25 protein-coding genes are annotated in these 20764 nt (G+C 70.1%); 17 read left to right on the top strand and 8 right to left on the bottom strand.

Annotation, left to right across the window (positions count from 1 at the left end; translation table 11 throughout):
- Positions 1-172: 172 nt before the first annotated feature.
- Together ASG29_RS08790 and ASG29_RS08795 are read left to right on the top strand one after the other, a co-directional pair.
- Positions 173-502, top strand: a complete 330-nt coding sequence (locus ASG29_RS08790) for a hypothetical protein (protein ID WP_055982919.1) — start codon at positions 173-175, stop codon at positions 500-502.
- 103 nt (positions 503-605) lie between these two features.
- Positions 606-1022, top strand: a complete 417-nt coding sequence (locus ASG29_RS08795) for a hypothetical protein (protein WP_055985335.1) — start codon at positions 606-608, stop codon at positions 1020-1022.
- On the opposite strand, the gene ASG29_RS08800 is transcribed toward ASG29_RS08795, so the two are convergent.
- The 5 genes from ASG29_RS08800 to ASG29_RS08820 form a co-directional block, all read right to left on the bottom strand.
- A complete protein-coding gene (locus ASG29_RS08800; protein WP_082515870.1) occupies positions 1019-1975 on the bottom strand; it encodes a cell wall hydrolase in 957 nt (318 codons plus the stop codon). The genes ASG29_RS08795 and ASG29_RS08800 overlap by 4 nt on opposite strands.
- Before the next feature lie 53 nt (positions 1976-2028).
- A complete protein-coding gene (locus ASG29_RS08805; RefSeq protein WP_055982921.1) occupies positions 2029-2223 on the bottom strand; it encodes a hypothetical protein in 195 nt (64 codons plus the stop codon).
- Positions 2220-3362 (bottom strand): tRNA guanosine(34) transglycosylase Tgt, encoded by a 1143-nt coding sequence (tgt, locus tag ASG29_RS08810; protein WP_055982923.1) that lies wholly within the window; start codon positions 3360-3362, stop codon positions 2220-2222. The genes ASG29_RS08805 and tgt overlap by 4 nt, the downstream gene beginning before the upstream one ends.
- Positions 3359-3883, bottom strand: coding sequence for a hypothetical protein (locus ASG29_RS08815; RefSeq protein ID WP_055982925.1), 525 nt, complete (start codon positions 3881-3883; stop codon positions 3359-3361). The genes tgt and ASG29_RS08815 overlap by 4 nt, the downstream gene beginning before the upstream one ends.
- Positions 3884-3997: 114 nt before the next feature.
- Complete coding sequence (locus tag ASG29_RS08820) at positions 3998-4813, bottom strand: LD-carboxypeptidase (RefSeq protein WP_055982927.1); 816 nt, start codon at positions 4811-4813, stop codon at positions 3998-4000.
- Between the two features lie 131 nt (positions 4814-4944).
- Here ASG29_RS08820 and ASG29_RS08825 point away from each other — a divergent pair, with 131 nt between their 5' ends.
- The 12 genes from ASG29_RS08825 (at position 4945) to ASG29_RS08880 (ending at position 14194) form a co-directional block, all read left to right on the top strand.
- Positions 4945-6348, top strand: a complete 1404-nt coding sequence (locus ASG29_RS08825; RefSeq protein WP_055982929.1) for a glutamate ligase domain-containing protein — start codon at positions 4945-4947, stop codon at positions 6346-6348.
- Positions 6349-6403: 55 nt separating this feature from the next.
- A complete protein-coding gene (locus ASG29_RS08830; RefSeq protein WP_055982931.1) occupies positions 6404-6805 on the top strand; it encodes a hypothetical protein in 402 nt (133 codons plus the stop codon).
- Positions 6802-7005: a helix-turn-helix transcriptional regulator gene (locus ASG29_RS08835; RefSeq protein WP_055982933.1), complete on the top strand. Its 204-nt coding sequence runs from the start codon at positions 6802-6804 to the stop codon at positions 7003-7005. Before ASG29_RS08830 ends, ASG29_RS08835 begins: the two co-directional genes overlap by 4 nt.
- A gap of 31 nt (positions 7006-7036) precedes the next feature.
- Entirely contained in the window at positions 7037-7753 is a 717-nt protein-coding gene (locus ASG29_RS08840) for an alpha/beta hydrolase (protein WP_055982935.1), read from the top strand.
- The gene (locus tag ASG29_RS08845; protein ID WP_055982937.1) at positions 7750-8454 is read left to right on the top strand and encodes a tetratricopeptide repeat protein; all 705 of its coding nucleotides are present in this window, start codon (positions 7750-7752) and stop codon (positions 8452-8454) included. Before ASG29_RS08840 ends, ASG29_RS08845 begins: the two co-directional genes overlap by 4 nt.
- A gap of 14 nt (positions 8455-8468) precedes the next feature.
- Complete coding sequence (locus ASG29_RS08850) at positions 8469-8903, top strand: VOC family protein (RefSeq protein ID WP_055985340.1); 435 nt, start codon at positions 8469-8471, stop codon at positions 8901-8903.
- Complete coding sequence (gloB, locus tag ASG29_RS08855) at positions 8903-9628, top strand: hydroxyacylglutathione hydrolase (protein WP_055982939.1); 726 nt, start codon at positions 8903-8905, stop codon at positions 9626-9628. Before ASG29_RS08850 ends, gloB begins: the two co-directional genes overlap by 1 nt.
- Positions 9629-9665: 37 nt before the next feature.
- On the top strand, positions 9666-10073 hold the full coding sequence (locus ASG29_RS08860; RefSeq protein WP_055982941.1) for a hypothetical protein: 408 nt from the start codon (positions 9666-9668) through the stop codon (positions 10071-10073).
- Positions 10074-10077: 4 nt separating this feature from the next.
- Positions 10078-10431, top strand: a complete 354-nt coding sequence (locus ASG29_RS08865; protein WP_055982942.1) for a hypothetical protein — start codon at positions 10078-10080, stop codon at positions 10429-10431.
- 3 nt (positions 10432-10434) lie between these two features.
- Positions 10435-11745, top strand: coding sequence for a cystathionine gamma-synthase family protein (locus ASG29_RS08870; protein WP_055982944.1), 1311 nt, complete (start codon positions 10435-10437; stop codon positions 11743-11745).
- A gap of 10 nt (positions 11746-11755) precedes the next feature.
- On the top strand, positions 11756-12517 hold the full coding sequence (locus ASG29_RS08875; RefSeq protein ID WP_055982946.1) for an SIMPL domain-containing protein: 762 nt from the start codon (positions 11756-11758) through the stop codon (positions 12515-12517).
- Positions 12518-12739: 222 nt separating this feature from the next.
- Positions 12740-14194, top strand: a complete 1455-nt coding sequence (locus tag ASG29_RS08880) for a flavin-containing monooxygenase (protein WP_055982949.1) — start codon at positions 12740-12742, stop codon at positions 14192-14194.
- Between the two features lie 115 nt (positions 14195-14309).
- Here the strand turns inward: ASG29_RS08880 and ASG29_RS08885 are convergent, their stop codons facing one another.
- From ASG29_RS08885 to ASG29_RS08895, 3 genes are all read right to left on the bottom strand, one after another.
- Positions 14310-15452, bottom strand: a complete 1143-nt coding sequence (locus tag ASG29_RS08885) for a serine hydrolase domain-containing protein (RefSeq protein ID WP_055982951.1) — start codon at positions 15450-15452, stop codon at positions 14310-14312.
- A gap of 187 nt (positions 15453-15639) precedes the next feature.
- A complete protein-coding gene (locus ASG29_RS08890) occupies positions 15640-15927 on the bottom strand; it encodes a hypothetical protein (protein WP_235532841.1) in 288 nt (95 codons plus the stop codon).
- Positions 15924-16886, bottom strand: a complete 963-nt coding sequence (locus ASG29_RS08895; RefSeq protein WP_235532843.1) for a glycerophosphodiester phosphodiesterase — start codon at positions 16884-16886, stop codon at positions 15924-15926. Before ASG29_RS08895 ends, ASG29_RS08890 begins: the two co-directional genes overlap by 4 nt.
- Positions 16887-16998: 112 nt before the next feature.
- On the opposite strand from ASG29_RS08895, the gene ASG29_RS08900 reads away from it, so the two are divergent.
- From ASG29_RS08900 to ASG29_RS08910, 3 genes are read left to right on the top strand one after another with little or no spacing between them, the layout of a single operon-like run.
- Complete coding sequence (locus ASG29_RS08900) at positions 16999-17502, top strand: 2Fe-2S iron-sulfur cluster-binding protein (RefSeq protein ID WP_156457958.1); 504 nt, start codon at positions 16999-17001, stop codon at positions 17500-17502.
- Positions 17499-18464, top strand: a complete 966-nt coding sequence (locus ASG29_RS08905) for an FAD binding domain-containing protein (protein ID WP_055982954.1) — start codon at positions 17499-17501, stop codon at positions 18462-18464. Before ASG29_RS08900 ends, ASG29_RS08905 begins: the two co-directional genes overlap by 4 nt.
- Positions 18461-20704: a xanthine dehydrogenase family protein molybdopterin-binding subunit gene (locus ASG29_RS08910; protein WP_055982956.1), complete on the top strand. Its 2244-nt coding sequence runs from the start codon at positions 18461-18463 to the stop codon at positions 20702-20704. Before ASG29_RS08905 ends, ASG29_RS08910 begins: the two co-directional genes overlap by 4 nt.
- Positions 20705-20764: the final 60 nt, after the last annotated feature.

A 20764-nucleotide genomic window follows, 5' to 3' on the forward strand; every position in this document is an offset into this window, starting at 1 on the left:
CCTCACCCAACCCTCTCCCCGCAGGGGAGAGGGCTTGCGCGGTAATCTGAACGGCCCCGCCGGATCCGCGACAGGCGGTTACACTTTCGTACGATCCTTGCGAAACATCCGCGACGGTTGCGCCCTATTTCCTTTCCATCGGCTTCAAACGCCGGTGAAAAGGAGATTTATCATGAACCGCTTCAAGACCGCCTTCGTCGCCGCGCTCACCATGGCCGCGGTCGCGGCGCCCGCCGTCGCGCAGGCCGCCCCGTGGCAGTCGATCAACCAGCGGCAGGCGCGGCTGGACCAGCGGATCGACCAGGGCATCCGTTCGGGCGCGCTGAACCGTAACGAGGCGTATCGCCTGCGCACCGATTTCCGCGGCCTCGCCAATCTGGAGCAGCGCTATCGCCGGTCCAACGGGCTGTCGAACTGGGAACGGCAGGACCTGAACCGCCGCTTCGACGCGCTGAGCGCGCGCGTGAAGATCCAGAAGCGCGACCGCCAGTATCGCCGCTGACCCCGTCGCGCGCCCCGCCGGTTTCCGGCGGGGCGTTGCGCGTGCGCAACCAAATCGTCGTGCCGATCATTCGTCCCGTCGTGAAGGCAATGGGAGAATGATGATGAAGGCGATGATGCTGGCCGCCATCGGCGGCGCCGCGATGCTCGCGGGATGTTCCACCTACGGCGACGGTTACGGTCCGCGCAACGCGGGCTACAACGGCTGGGGCGCGTACGACTACAACCGTGCCGATCCGGCGGCGGGCGGCTATTACGCCGATCGCTACTATCGCGACGCGCCGACCTATCGCGAGCGTCGGCTGTCGCGGCGCGACCGCGTGTATGCCGGACAGGACGGCCGCTATTACTGCCGCCGCAGCGACGGGACGACCGGCCTGATCGTCGGCGGCCTGGCGGGCGGTGCGCTGGGCTCGATCATCTCTCCCGGCGGATCGGGCCTGCTCGGCGCCCTGCTGGGCGGCGCGGGCGGTGCGGCACTGGGCCAGTCGGTCGATCGCAACAACGTGCGCTGCCGCTAACGCAGCGGGCGACCCGAATCCTTCCAGCGATCGAGGATCGTGGATTCGGGCAGCCGTTGCTCCGGCGCGACCGGGGCGAGGGGTGCGCCGCTGGTGACATAGCGGTCGCGCATGTCGGGCGGCGGCGGCGCGGGTGGCGTCGTCGCCGCTTCCGGTACCGCCTGCGTCGATCGAAGGTGCGGTCCCGGCACCGGTTCGCCACCGCGATACCGCTGCACGAAGGCGGCGGCGGTGCCCCAGAACCCCTTCCACCGGTGGAAGAAATGGGCGCCGACCGCGTCGGTCATCACCAGCGTCCGGTTCCACGCGGGCGTGACCGCGAACGTATGGTAATGCGTCGCAAGGCCCACGGGCGTGTACACCAGCCCGTTCAGGACCGCCGCCGCATTGCGCGTCGCCCGTGCCCAGCCGCCGCGCGCGGGCGCCCGCGCCATCGCGCCGTCGCAGGCGAAGCTGAACTGGCACACCGATCTTTCAGAGCCCTGATACACCACGCCGCAGATCGTGGCGGGGAAGGCGGGGTGGCGCACGCGGTTCAGCACGACCTGTGCCACCGCCTGCTGCCCCGCATCGCTTTCGCTCGCCGCCTCGTAATAGACCGCGGTGGCAAGGCAATCGAGCGCGCGACCGCGGTCGACCGGCGCGATCCCCGACAGCGAGAAGGCGCGCGCGGGTGCGGTGGTCGGCGCGCTGCCCGCGATCGGCAGCGGCGGTAGCGGCGTGGTGCCCGTCACCCCGCGCGCAGGGGAAGCGAGCGCATAGGATGCCGGAGGCGACGGTGCCGGGCGCGGCGCGGCAGGAATCGCGCGGTCGATCGCCGCCGGGGGAGGCGCAGGCACGGGCGCCAGCAACCGCAGCCCGGCCTGTGCGGCAAGCACGCCCCCCGCCAGCACCACCGCGCCCCACACGGCCAGTGCGGCATGGACAAGCGGAAAGGGGCGGGGCGGGGTCACGCGCCGCCCATACCCGCTATCTCCTTACATCTGCTTGCCGAACCGCGGTCGGATCACCCCTTCCTGTCGCGGTTCGCGAACAGCACCGCGGCGGCGACCGCGGCGGAGCCGATGCCGACGCCCAGGCCGATCTTGCCCAATTGCCAGTGACGCTCGCGCCGCTCCGCCGCGGCCTTTTCCGCGCCCGCGCCCTCGTTCGCCTTCGCCGCGGCGACCGTGGCGAGGATTTCGTTGGGTTCGTCGGTCATCGTTTCTGCTCTCCCTTGCCCGCGGCATACAGCGCGCGGAAATCGTTGGCGAACGTGGTCAGCCGCCCGGCCGCGATCGCGGCGCGCAGGTCGGCCATCAACGCCTGATAGAAGGCGATATTGTGTTCCGTCATCAGCATCGCGCCCAGCATCTCCGCGCTGCGGACCAGATGGTGCAGGTACGCGCGGCTCCACGTCGCGCACACGCTGCACGCGCATTCGGGGTCGAGCGGGCCGGTATCCTCCGCGAAGCGGGCGTTGCGGATGTTGATCGGGCCGGTGCGGGTGAACGCCTGCCCCGTGCGCCCCGATCGCGTCGGCAGGACGCAGTCGAACATGTCGACCCCGCGTTCCACCGCGCCGACGATGTCGTCGGGCTTGCCCACCCCCATCAGGTAGCGGGGGCGATCCGCGGGCAATTGTCGCGGCGCGTAATCGAGGCAGGCGAACATCGCCTCCTGCCCCTCGCCCACCGCCAGTCCGCCGATGGCATAGCCGTCGAAGCCGATGTCGATCAGCGCGTCGGCGGACCAGCGGCGCAGCCCCTCGTCCAGCGCGCCCTGCTGGATGCCGAACACCGCGTTGCGCGACGCATGGTCGCCGCCCGCGTCGAACGCGTCGCGGCTGCGCCGCGCCCAGCGCATCGAGCGTTCCATCGCCGCCGCCTGCACCTCGCGCGGCGAGGTCGTCGGGACCAGTTCGTCGAACGCCATGACGATGTTCGACCCCAGCAGCCGCTGGATCTCGATCGAGCGTTCGGGGGTCAGCAGGTGCTTCGTCCCGTCAAGGTGGCTGGCGAACGCCACGCCCTCCTCGCTCCGCTTCGTCAGCGCGGACAGGCTCATCACCTGATAGCCGCCCGAATCGGTCAGGATCGGCCGGTCCCAGCCCATGAAGTCGTGCAAGCCCCCCAGCCGCGCGACCCGCTCCGCGCCGGGGCGCAGCATGAGGTGATAGGTATTGCCCAGGATCACGTCCGCGCCGGTCGCGCGCACGTCCGCGGGCTTCATCGCCTTCACCGTGGCGGCGGTGCCGACGGGCATGAACGCGGGCGTGCGGATGTCGCCGCGCTCCATCGCCAGGACGCCCGTGCGCGCACGCCCGTCGGTGGCGTGGATATCGAAGGCGACGCGCGTCATCGCCGCGGCGGTCGCCCGCGGGGCGGCTGCGACGGCTTCTCGCCGGGCTTCGGCCCCTGCGTCGGCCCGTTGGCGCCGATCGGCCCGGTGCGATAGGTGACGAGTTCGGCGCGGCTTATCAGTTTGTCCCCGTCGCGATCGTAGCGCGCGAACAGGCGGCTGAAATGATCCTGCATCTCGTTCAGCGTGACCTTGTCGTCCTGATCGCGGTCGACCTCGTACGGGCTGGGCAGGGCGGCGCGATCGCCCAGGTAGCGCAGCGCCCAGTCGGAAAAGGCGATGTAGCGCATCGTGCCCGTCTTCCCCGTGTCGATCGCCTCGAACGACGTCTTCACGCCCGACAGCAGTTCGGACCGGTCGACCATCGCATCGTCGTCGGCATCGAACGTGGCGATCAGCATCGCGACCGGCTCCACCACCATCGTCGCGGGCGTCTGCGGCGTGGCGGGCAGCGGGCCGGACACGATGATCGGCGGCGCTTCCTGCGGCACGGCGGCGGCGAGCAGGAGGGGGAGGATCATGCGGGATTACCTTGGGGAACGCGGGAACGCGGCGTGACTAGCATGGCGATCCGGGCGAAACGATGGCGAGCTTTCGCCGTGTGACCATTCGTCATTGCGAGCATGAAACGGCGTTCACGCGATCCCGAACGGCACCACGCGGTTGGATTGCGTATGCCCCACCTCCGCGCGGCCGAGGTACGGCACCCCCATGTCGCGGCACCAGCGCGCCATCATCGTCTCCAGCGTCTCGCCCCATTTCGGCTCGTTCTCCCCCACGTCGGTCACCGCGCCCAGCCGGACGCCCGCGATGCTGCGCAACTGGGTCGCGTTGGCCATCGTGAACAGCATCCGGTCGATCGCGTACATCGCCTCCGACACTTCCTCCACGATCAGGACATGGTCGGCCAGGTCGGGCAGATAGGGCGTGCCGATCAGCGCGGTCAGGATCGACAGGTTGAACGCCGCCGCCGGGCGCCCGTCGAGGCCGGGTTCCAGCGCGGTGCGATCCTTTCGCGCCATCCACGCCAGCGCGCGCGCGACGGTGGCGTCGCCCTGCTTGCGGCGGATGTCGGCGGGCATCGGGCCGTGGACCGGCCGCCCGATGCGGCGCGCATATAACGCGCCTAGCAGGAAGCCGACGTCGGAATAGCCCATGTACGTCTTGTGCCGCGCCGCCTCGCCCAGCTTCGGCATGATCTCCGCCAGGATACGGTTCGATCCGTAGCCGCCGCGCAGGAACCACAGGGCGTCGATCGACGGATCGTTGGCATATTGCAGGAACGCCGCCGCGCGCGTCGCGTCCGACCCCGCGAAATGCCCGTCGTGGTCGTAGCATTGCGGATGGAAGATCAGGTCGACCTCCGGATAGGCGACCGCGGCGAAGGCGGCGACGGGCGCGATCACGTCCGGGTTCGCCACGCTGCTGGAAGCCAGGACCCCGATCTTCATTCTCGCGCTCCATTCGAACCGATCGTGCTCCCGCGACGGCGGGAGCCCAGTCTGGATCCCCGCCTTCGCGGGGATACACGTGCGACGGGTCAGCTTGCCCCCCCGCACGTTAATCGCGATAGCCCGACATCATGCAGGACAGCAATGTATCGGGCGCGCGCTTCTTCCTCGTCGGGATCGGCGGATCGGGGATGATGCCGCTGGCGATGATCCTCGCCGGGCGCGGTGCGATCGTCGCGGGCTCCGACCGCGGGCTGGATCAGGGCCGCGTGCCCGCCAAGTTCGACGCGCTGACCGCGCTGGGCATCGCGCTCCACCCGCAGGACGGCAGCGGGATCGTGTCGCCTGAGCAGGTCGTCGTCGCCAGCGCGGCGGTGGAGGACAATGTGGCCGATATCGTCGCCGCCACGCGCCTCAATTGCCGCCGGATGTCGCGCGCGGACCTGAACGCCGCGCTGTTCAACGCCGCCGCGCTGCCGATCGGCGTCGCGGGGACCAGCGGGAAATCCAGCGTCACCGGCATGATCGCCGCGATCCTGTATGCCGAGGGACGCGACCCCACGGTCATGAACGGCGCGGTGATGAAGGATTTCGCGCGCGCCGACCGCCCCTTCGCCAGCGCGCTGGTGGGCGAGGGCGACGCCTATGTCAGCGAGGTGGACGAAAGCGACGGATCGATCGCGTTGTACGCGCCGCGGGTCGCGGTGCTGAACAACGTCAGCCTGGACCACAAGTCGCTGGAGGAGCTGAACCGCCTGTTCGGCGACTTCATCGGCAAGGCGGGCCACGCGGTCGTGAACGCCGACAATCCCGATGCCGCCGCGCTGGCGACGACGCTGCCCGCGGCGCGCGTCACGCGCTTCTCGCTGCGCGGCGACGCCGATCTCGTCGCGACCGATATCGAGGAGCGGCCGTTCGCGGTGTCGTTCACGCTGGGCGCCCACCGCGTCGATTTGCAGGTGCCCGGCCGCCACAATGTCGCGAACGCGCTCGCCGCGATCGGGGCGAGCGTCGCCGCCGGGGTCCCGCTCGACCGCGCCTGCGCCGCGATCGGCACCTTCACCGGCCTGCGCCGTCGCTTCGATCTCGTCGGAGAAGCGAAAGGCGTCGCGGTGATCGACGATTTCGGGCACAACCCGGACAAGATCGCCGCCACGCTCGACACGCTCCACGCCTTCCCCGGCCGCATCCTCGCGCTGTTCCAGCCGCACGGCTACGGCCCGTTGAAGGTGATGCGCGGCGAGCTGGTCGCGATGCTGGCGGCGAAGCTGGGGGCGCAGGACGAACTGGTCCTGTGCGATCCCGTCTACCAGGGCGGCACCGTGGTGCGCGAGGTGACGAGCGCCGACATCGTCCGCGACCTGACGCTGGCGGGCGCGACCGCGCGACACATCGCGTCGCGCGAGGCGGCGGCGGCGCATCTGGTCGCCGTCGCCCGTCCCGGCGACCGCATCGTCGTGATGGGCGCGCGGGACGATACGCTGAGCCTGCTGGCGGCGGACATCGTGCGCGCGCTCGATGGAAAGGACGCTTGACGTAAAGCGAGCTTGTCATGTAAAGCGTGCTTCACACAACGAAGGAGCGCGACTCATGTCCTCGACCCCGGCCCAGCGCCGCTACAACCGCGACGTCCTGCAATTCAGCGCCGCCTACGCCGTGCTCCTGTTCGCCGCGATCTGGCTGTTCCGGCATCATATCGCCGTCGGGCCGCTCGCGCTCTTCGCCGCGCTGCTACCCGCCTTGCCGATCATCGGGATCTTCGCCGCGATCGGCCGCTACATCGTGGCGGAACGCGACGAATATCAGCGGATGCTGGTGATCCGGCAGACGCTCGTCGCCAGCGGCCTCGCGCTCACGATCGCGACCGCATGGGGCTTCATGGAAAGCTTCGGCGTCGCGCGGCACGTCGATGCCTATTGGATCGCGGTCGTGTGGTTCGCGGGGCTTGGCCTGGGCGCGTGCGTCAACCGGGTGCTGGAGCGGCGCGTGTGACGAACCACCTGCGCGACCTGCGCGCGCAACGCGGGTGGAGCCAGCAGCATCTGGCGGACCTGCTGGAGGTCAGCCGCCAGAGCGTCAACGCGATCGAGACCGGGCGCTACGACCCCTCGCTCCCGCTCGCCTTCCGCATCGCCGAACTGTTCGACCTCGGCATCGAGGCGGTGTTCGTCAGCCCGTCGAAGCCCGGGTGACGGCCTGCGCGGGGACGCCTATATCCGGTCGATGACCGAGCCACAGCGTCCCCGCATCGCCTTCCACCTGACGCAGGGCCGCGGGCCGACGATCGTCTTCCTGCCCGGCTATGCCAGCGACATGCAGGGGACGAAGGCGCTGGCGCTGGAGGGATGGGCGCGCGACACGGGGCGCGGATTCCTGCGCTTCGACTATGCCGGTTGCGGGCAGAGCGAGGGCGCGTTCGAGGAACAGTCGCTGGCCGACTGGCGCGACGATGCGGTCGCGATGATCGACGCGGCGACGACCGGCCCGGTCGTGCTGGTGGGCAGCTCGATGGGCGGCTGGATCGCGCTGCTGGTGGCGCAGGCGCTGGGCGACCGCATCGCCGCGCTGGTCGGCATCGCGCCCGCGCCCGACTTCACCGACTGGGGCTTCAGCCAGGAGGAGAAACTGTACCTCCTCCAGCACGGGCGCCTGGAACGCCCCAATCCCTACGGCCCCGAACCCACCGTCTATACCCGCCGCTTCTGGCAATCGGGGGAGGCGAACCGCGTGATGGCGGGGCCGATCGCGTTCGATGGTCCGGTGCGCTTCCTCCAGGGGCAGCAGGACACCGACGTGCCGTGGCACCGTACCGTCGCGCTGGCGGGCCTGATCCGTTCGCCGCACGTTCAGACGTGGCTGGTCAAGGACGGCGGCCACCGCCTCTCGCGCGAGGACGATATCGCGTTGCTGATCCGGGCGGTCGAGGACGTCGTGCCATGATCCTGTTCCTGCTGGCGCAGGCCGCCGCGCCGTCGTGCATCGCGCAGGCGCAGGCCGATCCCGCCGCGGCGGAGCGAACCGCGCGCGCCACGGTCGGGGGCGGTGCGACCGCGAAGCAATGCCTGGGCCTCGCGCTGGCGGGGCAGGACCGTTTCGCGGAGGCGGCGGGCGCCTTCGCCGATGCCGCCCGCGCGGGGGAACTGGCGAAGGATCCGCGCGCCGCGGATTACTGGGCGCAGGCGGGCAATGCGTGGCTGGCGGCGGGCGACGCCGCGAAGGCGCGCCCCGCGCTCGACGCCGCGCTGGCGGCGGGCACGCTGACCGGGCTGGCGCGCGGGGAGGCGTATCTGGACCGCGCCCGCGCGCTCGTCGCGGCGGGAAACATTGCGGCGGCGCGCACCGATATCGACCAGGCGCTGGTGTCGGCGGAGGCGGATCCGCTCGCGTGGCTGCTGTCCGCCACGCTGGCGCGCCGCGCCGGCGACCTTGCGCGCGCGAAGGCGGACATCGCGCAGGCGCTGCGCCGCGCCGCCGACGATGCGCAGGTGCAGCTGGAGGCGGGCAACATCGCCGCGGCGGGCGGCGACGCGGACAAGGCGCAGGCGGCGTGGCGGGAGGCGGCGCGGCTGGCACCCGATGCCCCCGCCGGGCGTTCAGCCGCCAACGCGCTTACGCAATTCGCCACGAAGGAGGCCAAGTGAAATATCTCCACACCATGATCCGCGTCGCCGATCCCGACGCCACGATCGCCTTCTTCGACCTGCTGGGCCTAAAGGAAGTCCGCCGGATGGAGAATGAGGCGGGTCGTTTCACGCTCATCTTCCTCGCCACGCCCGAGGACATGAATGCGCCGGGCGAGCGCGCCAATGCGGAGGTCGAACTGACGTACAACTGGCCCGCGGAGGATGGCAGCGCGCCCGAGGACTATAGCGGCGGACGCAATTTCGGCCACCTGGCCTATCGCGTCGACGATATCTACGACACGTGCCAGCGCATCCTCGACGCCGGACACATCGTCCACCGCCCGCCGCGGGACGGGCACATGGCGTTCGTGAAGACCCCCGACGGCATCTCGATCGAGCTGTTGCAGGACGGCGTGCTGGCCCCCGCCGAACCGTGGAAGTCGATGCCCAACACGGGCAGCTGGTGATGCTGGACATCGTCCGCGTACCGGTACTGAGCGACAATTACAGCTGGCTCGTCCATGACGATACCGGCGCGACGATGGTGGTCGATCCGGGCGAGGCGGGGCCCGTCCTCGCCGCCGCGCGCGAGCGCGGCTGGTCGATCGACGCGATCTGGATCACGCACTGGCACCCCGACCACACCGGCGGGAATGCGGACATCGTCGCCGCGACCGGCGCGCGCGTGATCGGGCCGGAGGCCGAGCGGGCGAAGATCCCGACGCTGGACGACGGCGTGGCGGACGGCGACACGATCGCGCTAGGGCGGAGCAATGCCACCGTCCTGCACGTCCCCGGCCATACCGCGGGGCATGTCGCCTTCCACTTCGCCGATGCGGGCGTCGTCTTCACCGGCGACACGTTGTTCGCGATGGGATGCGGCCGGTTGTTCGAGGGCGATGCGGCGCAGATGTTCGGCAACATGCAGCGGTATGCCGCGATGCCCGACGCGACGCGCGTGTATTGCGGGCACGAATATACGCAGTCGAACGGCCGCTTCGCGCTGTCGGTCGATCCCGGCAACGACGCGCTGGCGACGCGCATGGCGGACGTCGATCGCCGCCGTGCGGCGGGCGAGGCGACCGTGCCCACCACGATCGGGGAGGAGCGCGCGACGAACCCGTTCCTGCGCGCCGCGGACGCGGCGGAGCTGGCGCGGCTGCGCAGCGGCAAGGATGCATTCAAGGGCTGAATGCCCTATGGCGACACCGGGGGGAAGGAGACGAACGATGCGCGGACTGCCGATCTTCCTCGCCGCCGCGGCGGCCGGTGCCGCCGTCGCGGGCAGTGCGCAGGACCGCGCCCCCGATCCGCCGTCGCGGGCGCAGATCGCCTATACGAAGCTGATCGCGGGCAAGGTGCCGGGCAAGCCGGTCGATTGCATCGACACGCGCTTCACCCGCCCGACGCTGAGCGCGTACGGCGACCGGCTTATCTACCGCGTCAGCCGCAAGCTGGTGTACGTCAACCGCACGACCGGCGGGTGCGAGGCGGTGGCGCGCGACGACGTGCTCATCACGCGCCAGTACCAGACACGGCTGTGCCGCGGCGACATCGCGCAGACCGCGGACCGGCAGACCGGCTTTCCCAACGGCGGCTGCGCGCTGGGCGACTTCACCCCGTACACCGCGCCCTGAATCCGTGCGCGCCCTTGCCCTGATCGCGCTGGCCGCCGTGGCCGCGACCGCGTCGTCGGACCCGCGCGCCGGGCGCGTCGCGGGCAAGCCGGCGACCTGCGTGTCGTTCGGCCAGACCGAGCGGCTGGTGATCGCCGACCCCGCGACCCTGACGCTGCGCGACGGCCGCCGGCTGTGGGTGACGCAGCCGCTGGCGCGCTGTACGCCGATGAACGTGAACGATATTCTGATCCTGGAACCGCAGGGCGCGCAATTGTGCCGCGGCGACCGGTTCCGCACCGTGCAACCCGGCACGTCGATCCCGGGGGCATCCTGCCGCCTGGGGACGTTCGTGCCCTATGACCTCCCCAAGGAATGATCGATGACCATGCCGACCGAAGATGACCTGACCGGTGTCGAGGGGCGCGTGTCGCCCAAGCCCGAGCTGGAGAAGATCGGCGATCGCAAGCTGAAGCCGTCGACGCTGATGATGGGGCACGGCTACGATCCGATGCTGTCGGAAGGATCGCTGAAGCCGCCGATCTTCCTCACCTCCACCTTCGTCTTCCCCAACGCCGCGGCGGGGAAGCGCCATTTCGAAGGCGTGACGGGCAAGCGTCCCGGCGGCGCGGAGGGCCTCGTCTATTCCCGTTTCAACGGGCCGAACCAGGAAATCCTGGAGGATCGCCTCGGCATCTGGGAAGGGGCGGAGGATGCGCTGGCCTTTTCCAGCGGCATGTCCGCGATCGCGACCCTGTTCCTGGCGATGGTGAAGCCGGGCGACACGATCGTCCATTCCGGCCCGCTCTACGCCGCGACCGAGACGCTGATCGGCCGCGTGCTGGGCAAGTTCGGCGTAACGTGGCTCGATTTCCCCGCGGGCGCGACGCGGGAGGAGATCGACGCCGTCATGACGAAGGCGGCGGAGGGTAACGTCGCGCTGATCTACCTCGAAAGCCCCGCGAACCCGACCAACGCGCTGGTCGACGTGGAGGCGGTCGCCGCCAGCCGCGACGCGATCTTCGGCGCGGAAAAGCCGCCGATCGCGATCGACAACACCTTCCTCGGCCCGCTGTGGCACAAGCCGCTGGAACATTGCGCGGACCTCGTCATCTATTCGCTGACCAAATATGCGGGCGGGCATTCGGATCTGGTCGCGGGCGGCCTGCTGGGGTCGAAGGAGGCGATCAACGTCGTGCGCGCGATGCGCAATACGATCGGCACGATCTGCGACCCCAATACCGCCTGGATGCTGTTGCGCAGCCTGGAGACGCTGGAGTTGCGGATGAGCCGCGCGGGCGAGAATGCGGAAAAGGTCTGCACGTACCTGCGCGATCATCCGAAGGTGGAGCATGTCGGCTATCTCGGCTTCCTCGCCGACGGCACCGATCGGCAGGCGGACATCTATCGCCGCCATTGCAGCGGCGGCGGCTCGACCTTCTCGCTGTACCTGAAGGGCGGCGAGGCGGAGGCGTTCCGGTTCCTCGACGCGCTGCGCATCGCCAAGCTGGCGGTCAGCCTTGGCGGGACCGAGACGCTGGCGTCGCATCCCGCGGGCATGACTCACCTGTCGGTGCCCGACGCGCGCAAGCAGGCGCTGGGGATCACCGACAACCTCGTCCGCATCTCGATCGGCGTGGAGGACGCGGACGACCTGATCGCCGACATGGAACAGGCGCTGGCCGCGATTTGAGGAGAAAGGCATGATCCGTCCCCTGCTTCTGGCCACCGCGCTGATCCTTCCCGTCGCCGCGGCGGCGCAGGACGATGCGCGGCGCGACCGCACGATCCGCGTCATGGGCAGCGGCACGGTGGAGACCGCGCCCGATGTCGCGCGGATCGATTACTGGGTGCGCGGGGAGGGCGCGACGCCCGACGCCGCCACCGCCGCGCTGGCGCAGCGGCAGAAGGCGATCGCCGCGGGTGTGACCGGCCTGCTGGGCGGGCAGGCGGAGGTGACGACCGCAAACGTCACCGTCATCGAGGTGCGCGACAAGGCGTGCGACGACAATCGCGGCTACGGCTCGAACCCGCGGCTGAGCCAGGGGGCGTGCGCGATCGTCGGCCACCTCGCCACGATGCAGGCGGGGGTGAAGACGCGCGCGGTCGACAAATCGGCGACCGCCGTGGGCCTCGCCTCCCGCCTCGGCGCCAGCGACGCGCGGCTGGCGGGGTTCGAGCTGTCGAACCCCGCGGACGCGAAGCGCCGGGCGACGGTGGCGGCGATCGCGGATGCGAAGGCGCGCGCGGAAACGCTGGCGGCGGGTGCGGGCGCGCGGCTGGGCGAGCTGGTGTCGGTCAGCGACCAGTCGGGGGGCGGACCGGCGGAGATGGTCGTGACCGGTAGCAGGCCCGCCGCCGCGCCGCCGCCGCCGCCCCCGCCGCCGCCGGTGGCGATCGATATCAAACCGCGCCCGATCGAGACGCGCCAGCAGGTGTACGTCGCCTATTCGATCGCGCCGTAATCTTCCTTCCTGCGTCATGCCGGGCTTGTCGCGGCATCCACCGCGCCGCGCCCCCGCCGCGTCGGGGTGCGCGGCCCGGTGGACCCCGGCACACGGCCGGGGTGACGGCGGAGTGGAAAGCGACGGGGCGTGCGCGATGACGGCGGATGCTCTGAAGCGATCGACTTAACCCCTTCCCATCCGCCGCCGACCGCGCCATCCTGCGCGGCGAGGAGAGAGCGGATGGCGAAGCGTATCGCGGTGATCGGTGCGGGCATGGGCGGGCTGTGCGCGGCCATCAAGGCGCGCGAGGCGGGGCATGAGGTCCTGCTGTACGAACATGCCGACAGCGTGGGCGGCACGTGGCGCGCGAACCGCTATCCCGGCGTCGCGTGCGACGTGCCCGCGATCCTGTACCAGTTCAGCTTCGCGCCCAATCCGCACTGGAGCCACCATTACGCCCGCGGGCCGGAGATCCACGCCTATACGCAAAGCCTCGTCGATCAGTTCGGCCTGTCCGACTGCCTCCACCTGAACGAGGGCGTCGAGAGCGCGACGTGGAACGGCACCGCGTGGGATATCGTGACCGAGAAGGGCGCGCGCGAGACGGTCGATGCGATCGTCCCCGCGCTGGGCCAATTGTCGCGCCCGCAATTCCCCGCGATCCCGGGGCGCGAGGATTTCGCGGGCGCGATGTTCCACGCCGCCGACTGGCCCGAGGGGCTGGACCTGACGGGCAAGCGCGTCGGCGTCGTCGGCTCCGCCGCCAGCGCGGTGCAACTGATCCCCGAGGTCGCGAAGGCGGCGGCGCATACGGTGGTGTTCCAGCGCACCGCCAACTGGGTCATCCCGCGCAACGACACCGCGGTGACCGACGAGACGAAGGCGCTGATGGCGACCAACCTGGACGTTGCGATGCGGCTGGGCGCCGCGAGCCGCGCGATGATCTTCGACCAGTCCGACGCCTTCTTCTGGCAGGCGTTCCAGTTCACGCCGGAAGGGCGCGCCGCCTTCACCCGCACCGCGCTGGACCATCTGGCGGCGCAGGTGCCGGACGAGGAATTGCGCGCGAAGCTGACGCCGGATTACCCGATCGGGTGCAAGCGGATCCTGATCTGCGACGATTTCTATCCCGCGCTGATGCGCGACGACGTGACGCTGGAAACCGCCGCGATCGAGCGGATCGAGGCGGGCGGGGTACGCACCGCGGACGGTTTCCACGACCTCGATATACTGGTCTTCGCCACCGGGTTCGAGACGACCGAATGGAAATGGTCGATGGACGTGACGGGGGAGGGCGGCACGACGCTGCGCGAGGCGTGGAAGGACGGGCCGGAGGCGTATCTGGGCATCATGGTCCACGGCTTCCCGAACATGTTCATGCTGTACGGGCCGAACACGAACCTGGGCCATAATTCCATCAGCTTCATGATCGAGCGGCAGGTGGATTTCCTGCTCTCGACGCTGGCGGAGGTCGAGAAGGACGACGCCCGCGCCGCCGACGTGACGGCGGAGGGGCAGCGCCGCTTCAACGACCGCATCGCCGCGCTGCTGGAGAATACGGTGTGGGCCGACCCGCATTGCCGCAGCTGGTACAAGGCGGCGAACGGCCGCGTGTACCAGAACTGGGCCGGCAGCTGCGCCGATTATGCCGCGGAAACCAGCGTGGTGGATCGCGAAGCGGTGGCGATCGCCTGAAGACAAGCCCCTCCCCTTCGGGGGAGGAATTGGGGGTGGGGCAGGTGCATCACCGAGGCCGGCGCCCGTAACGCCAGCCGACCCTTGATCGGGAAGGAAAGGCGCCCCTCCGGGATCACCGCCCCCGCGCCAGCCGCTCCTCCTGCGGCGCGAACGCGCTCCGCCTGCCGCGAACGCCGTCCGCCACGCCGGTCGCGAAATAGGCGACGCCCGTTCCCGCGGCGCGGTTCACCCACAGGCCCGAGCGCAGGCCATAGGCGTCGCCCGCATGCCCCACGCGCGCCACGCCGTCCCCGAACGGATCGTCGCGGCACCCGTCGCGACGCGTCGCCAGCGTCTGCACCGCCAGCGCGTAGCGGCACAGGAACCCGCCGTCCCCGCCCTCGCCGGTCACGCCGTTGCCGCCGTCGAAGGTCCACACCGGCGTCGTCAGCACCGCCACCGACGCGGGCGTCAGGAAGCCGTCGCCGTCGTTCAGCAGCACGCGCCCCACCCTCGCCAGATCGCGCATCGACACGCGCAATCCCCCCTGCGGCGAGAACAGCGCGCCATTGTCCCCGGGGACGTAGTGCGCGAGATCGCACGGCCCGGCGGGTGCGTTGACCGGGCAGGGCGGCGGCGCGCCCTTCAGGTCGTCGGTCGCGACCCCGCCGTCGGCGCGGTACAGCACCACCGCCTGCGCCGCGCGTGCCGGGCGGCACGCGGCCCAGTTGAAACAGGCGTCCAGCCCGAGCGGACCGATGACCAGCCGCGCCATCGCGCGGTCGAACCGCTCCTGCGTCACCCGCTCGATCACCGACGCGACGACGGGGAAGTTGAGGTTGGTGTAGCGGAAGAACGTCCCCGGCGCGTGCCCCGCGTCCCACGCGCGCGGATCGCCGACGCGCGCGCGGACGGTGTCGCCCAGCGGGATCGCATAGTCGGCGGCGTCGGTCAGGCCCGAACGATGCGACAGAAGCAGGCGCAGCGTGATCGCCGCATCGGGAAAGCGCGGGTGCCGCAACCGCCAGCCGAGATAGTCGGACACGTCGCGATCGAGGTCGAGCGTCCCGGCTTCGACCAGCCGCATGACGCCCATCGCCACCACGGTCTTGGATATGCTGGCGATCCGCACCGGATCATCCGCCGTGACGCGCCGCCCGGTCCGCCGGTCCGCGACCCCGCGCGCATCGACCTCGGTGATGCCCGAACGATCGAACGCCACCCGCACCTCCGCCGCGCGCGGCGCGCAGGCGGCGAGGAGGAGCGCGGCGATCAAAGCTGCCCAAGGGCGACGGCCGGACGGTCGCGAAATGCGGGCGAGCAGCCCCGACCACGCCGTCACCCCGGACGTGTTCCGGGGTCCATCGTGCCGCCGGATCTTCGGCCGATGCTTGTGCGGCGCGATGGATGCCGGGTCGGGCCCGGCATGACGGCGATGGTCGCGGCCACCGGCGCCCACCCCGCTACCGCCCGCCGTAAGGCGCGCGATAGCCGTCATAATCGCCGCAGCCGTCGCGATCCTTGCGGCATTTCTTCTCCCACGCGCGGCGCTCCTTCTCCTCGCGCTCCGCCGCCTTGCGTTGCTGGCGCACCCATTTCTCGTCGCGCTCCTTCGGGCTGGTGGTGACGCCGTCGACCACCGCCGCGCCCGCCCTTACCGGCAGGGTCGCGACGTCCCACGCCGCCTTCGCCACGCATCCGCCCGTCGCCAGCAGCGGCAACGCCGCCAGCAGGATCAATCCACGCATCATTTCCCCTTCCGTGCCGCGACGCCGATGGCGGGGAAGTCGGTGAAGAAACCGTCCACCCCCTGCGCCAGCGCCGCGCGTATCTCGCCCGTGATATCGCCATGTCCGCGCGGGTTCAGCCCGTGACGGAAGCCGGCGCGCACGAAATAATTCTCCGCCCGGTACGTCCACGGATGGACCCGCAGCCCCGCGGCATGCGCATCCGCGACCAGCGGCGTGGCCGCGTCGCCGTCCCACAGCATCGCCTTGTCGGGCCCGATGCCCCAGGCGTAACGCGCGACGTCGCGCAGCCCCGCGGGCGTCGTCATCGCGGCATAGCTGCCCACCGCGCCGTCCGCGGGCGCACCGTCCGCCGCGACAAGCTGGATCAGCCGCAGCCGCGTCATCCCCGCCAGCCGCTTCAGGTTCGCGACCTCGAACGACTGGATGAAGGCGGGCGCGTCCGGCGCGTCCCACCCCGCGGCATGCAGCGCGGCGACCAGCGGCGCGTCGGTCGGATGCCCGATCGATGCGAAATAGGTCGGATGCTTGGTTTCGGGATAGATGCCGACCCCCGCCTCCTTCGCCAGTGCGATGATCTCCACCAGCGTCGGGATCGTCTCCTGCCCGTCGAAGGCACGGTTGTCGGGGCGCAGCAGCGGCAACCGCTCCCTCGCGCGCAGCGTCTTCAGCTCGGCGAGCGTGAAATCCTCGGTGAACCAGCCCGTCTGCCGCTTCCCGTCGATCTCCTTCGTCGTCCGCCGCGCGGCGAATTCGGGATGGTCGGCGACGTCGGTCGTCTCCGAAATCTCGTTCTCGTGCCGCGCGACCAGCACGTCGTCCTTCGTCGGGACCAGGTCGGGCTCGATCACGTCCGCCCCCTGCGCGATCGCCAGCCGGTACGCCGCCAGCGTGTGTTCGGGCCGCTCCCCGCTGGCGCCGCGGTGCGCGATGACGATCGGTGGGGACAGCGGGGACGGCATCGGCCTATCCTGCATCGGCGCGCATCCGCTGACCAGCAGCGATGTGAGAATGGTTCGCACGGAAACCCCCGGCTTTCCCGGCGTTTGGCTATCGATACGAGGAAGACGCTCCATGCATTTCACCATCAACGGCCAATCCCGCGAGGCCGACGTCGACATCCGCACGTCGCTGCTCGACCTGTGCCGCGAACATCTCGGCCTCACCGGCAGCAAGAAGGGATGCGACCACGGCCAGTGCGGCGCGTGCACCATGCTGGTCGACGGCCGCCGCATCAATTCCTGCCTGACGCTGGCGGTGATGCATCAGGATGACGACATCGTGACGATCGAGGGGCTAGGGCAGGTCGGCAACCTCCACCCGATGCAGGACGCCTTCGTCCGCCACGACGGCTATCAGTGCGGCTATTGCACGCCGGGGCAGATCTGCTCCGCGGTGGGCATGCTGGACGAGGTCAGGAAGGGCTGGCCCAGTCACGTCACGGGCGACCTGACCGACGTCAGCCTCGACGACGGGGAGATCAGCGAGCGGATGAGCGGCAACATCTGCCGCTGCGCCGCCTATCCCAACATCGTCGACGCGATCCGTGAAGTGTCCGCCGCGGAGAAGGTCGCATGAAGACGTTCGATTACGCCCGCGCCGACACCGTCGAGGCCGCGACGACCGGCGGCGGCCGCTTCATCGCGGGCGGGACCAACCTGCTCGACCTGATGAAATTGCAGGTGGAGACGCCCGAGAAGCTGATCGACATCAGCCGCCTGGACCTGACGCATATCGAGGAGCGCGAGGACGGCGGGCTGACGATCGGCGCGCTGGTGCCCAACAGCGACCTCGCCGCCGATCCGCGCGTCATCGCGAAATACGAGGTGCTGAGCCGCGCGTTGCTCGCGGGCGCATCGGGGCAGTTGCGGAACAAGGCGACGACGGGGGGCAATCTGCTCCAGCGGACGCGCTGCTATTATTTCTACGACACCGCCGCGAACTGCAACAAGCGGGCGCCCGGATCGGGCTGCGACGCGATCGGCGGGTTCAACCGCATCATGGCGGTGCTGGGCACCAGCGACAGCTGCATCGCGACGCACCCCGGCGACATGCCGGTGGCGATGCGCGCGCTCGACGCCGTCATCGTCACGCAGCGGCCCGACGGCGACAAAAGGCGGCTGTCGATCCACGATTTCTACCGCCTGCCGGGCGACACGCCGCAGATCGAGACCGTGCTGGAGCCGGGCGAGCTCATCACCCATGTCGAACTGCCCGCCCCGCCGAAGGGGAAGCAATTGTACCGCAAGGTCCGCGACCGCGCGTCCTACGCCTTCGCGCTCGTGTCGGTCGCCGCGGTGATCGACATGCAGGACGGGACGATCGCGGGCGCGTCGCTCGCCTTCGGCGGGCTCGGCCCGATGCCGTGGCGCGACGCCGCGGTGGAGGCGGCGCTGGTCGGCAAGGCCCCCTCGACCGAGGTGTTCGAGGCCGCCGCCGCCGCGCTGCTGCGCGATGCGCGCGGTTTCGGCTCCAACGATTTCAAGATCCCGCTCGCCCGCCGAACGCTGATCGCCTGCCTCCGGGATCTGACCGCATGAGTATCCTCGATATCTTCACGTCGCGCGACACCAATGCGCTGACGATGGACAAGCCGCACCCCGACAGCCTGCTCGACACGGGCGCGCAGGGGCTGATCGGCAAGCCGCTCGACCGCGTCGAAGGCCCGCTGAAGGTCGCCGGCAAGGCGACCTACGCCGCCGAATATCCCGCGGAGAACCTGGCGTACGGCGTCCTCGTCCGCGCGACGGTGGGCGCGGGGCGGGTGAAGGCGATCCACGCCGACGCGGTGCAGTCGATGCCCGGCATCATCGCGGTCGTCACCGACTATGCCGCCTTCATCCGCAATCCCGCGCAGGGCGGCGAGATGGCGGCGCCGGTGCAGGGCGTGGAGGACATCCAGTATCACGGCGAACCGATCGCGGTCGTCGTGGCGGAGGATTTCGAGACTGCGCGCGACGCCGCGACGCAGCTTCAGGTCGAATACGAATATGCCGAGGGCCGCTACGACTTCGACCGCCTTCGCGACGAAACCGACACGCCCCCCGACGGTCAGGTGCCCGCGCACAGCGAGCAGGGCGACCCCGACGGTGCCTTCGCCGCGGCGGCGGTGAAGATCGACGTGACCTATACGACGCCCAGCCAGAATTCCGCCGCGATGGAACCGCACGCCTCCACCGCGGAATGGAAGGAGGACGGCACGCTCCTGCTCCACGGCGCCTACCAGATGGTCGCGAGCGATCAGGCGCAGCTTGCCGACGCGCTGGGCGTGAAGGCGGACAAGGTCCGCATCATCTCGCGCTACGTCGGCGGCGGGTTCGGCTCGAAACTGGGCATCGCCCCCGAAAGCGTCGCGGCGGCGATCGCGGCGAAGCAATTGGGCCGCCCGGTCAAGATCGTGATGGCGCGCCAGCAGGTGTTCGACGCCACCGTGCGCCGCTCGAACACCGAGCAGAACGTGAAGCTGGGCGCGGACGCGGACGGGCGGATCGTCGCGCTGGTCCACGATTCGATCGTCTCCAACCTGCCGGAGGAGGATTATTTCGAACCCGTCGGCATCGGCACCCACTTCGCCTATGCGGGCGAGAACCGGCGCATCAACCACGACATGGTCCGCCTGAACCGTACCGCGTCGGGATCGATGCGCGCGCCGGGCGAGGCCGTCGGGCAGATGGCGCTGGAATGCGCGATGGACGAACTGGCGGAGGCGACCGGCCTCGACCCGATCGAGCTTCGCCGCCGCAACGAGCCGCAGCAGGATCCGGAAAAGCAGATCCCCTTCTCCTCGCGGCAGATGATCCCCTGCCTCGACAAGGGCGCGGACCTGTTCGGCTGGGCGGCGCGCAAGCCCGCCGGGCAGGACCGGCGCGGCGAATGGCTCCACGGCATCGGCGTCGCCGCCGCGGTGCGATCGAACATGCTGATGAAATCGTCGGCACAGGTTACGCTGACCACCGACGGCCGCGCGATCGTCGAAACCGACATGACCGATATCGGCACCGGCACCTACACGATCCTGGCGCAGATCGCGGGCGAGACGCTGGGCCTGCCGCTCGACCGCGTCGTCGTCCATCTGGGCGACGGCGCGGCGGCGCCCTCCGCCGGATCGGGCGGGTCGTGGGGCGCGGGATCGGCGGGATCGTCGGTATATCTCGCGTGCGAGATGCTGCGCGAACGGATCGCGAAGAAGATGGGGGTCGATCCTGAGGCGATGACGCTGAAGGATGGGCGCGTCATCGCGGAGAATCGCGCGGTCGACCTGACCGACCTCGTGGACGAGAATATCGTCGTCACCGGCCAGATCGCGCCGGGCAAGCAGGAGAAGGCGTTCACGCAGGCCAGCTACGGCGCGCATTTCTGCGCGGTGAAGGTGAATGCGGTCACGGGCGAGGTGCGCGTCGAGCGGATGCTGGGCGTGTTCGCCGCGGGCCGCATCCTGAACGAGAAGACCGCGCGGTCGCAATGCCTGGGCGGCATGACCTTCGGGATCGGCGCCGCGCTGACCGAGGATCTCGTCCACGACACGCGCAACGGGAAGATCGTGAACCACGACCTGGCCGAATATCACCTGCCCGTGAACGCGGACGTGCCGCAGCAGGAGGTCGTCTTCCTCGACGAACGCGACATCCACGCGAACCCGATCCATGCGAAGGGAATCGGCGAACTGGGCATCTCGGGCGCGGGCGCGGCGGTCGCGAACGCGATCTACAACGCATGCGGCGTGCGCGTGCGCGACTATCCGATCACCTGCGACAAGTTGCTGCCGGGGTTGCCGGACTGACCTGCTGCCACCGTTCGGCCTGAGCGAAGTCGAAGGCCATGCGCGGCGCATGTGCTTCGA

This window comes from Sphingomonas sp. Leaf412, assembly GCF_001425405.1.
Classification (GTDB): domain Bacteria; phylum Pseudomonadota; class Alphaproteobacteria; order Sphingomonadales; family Sphingomonadaceae; genus Sphingomonas.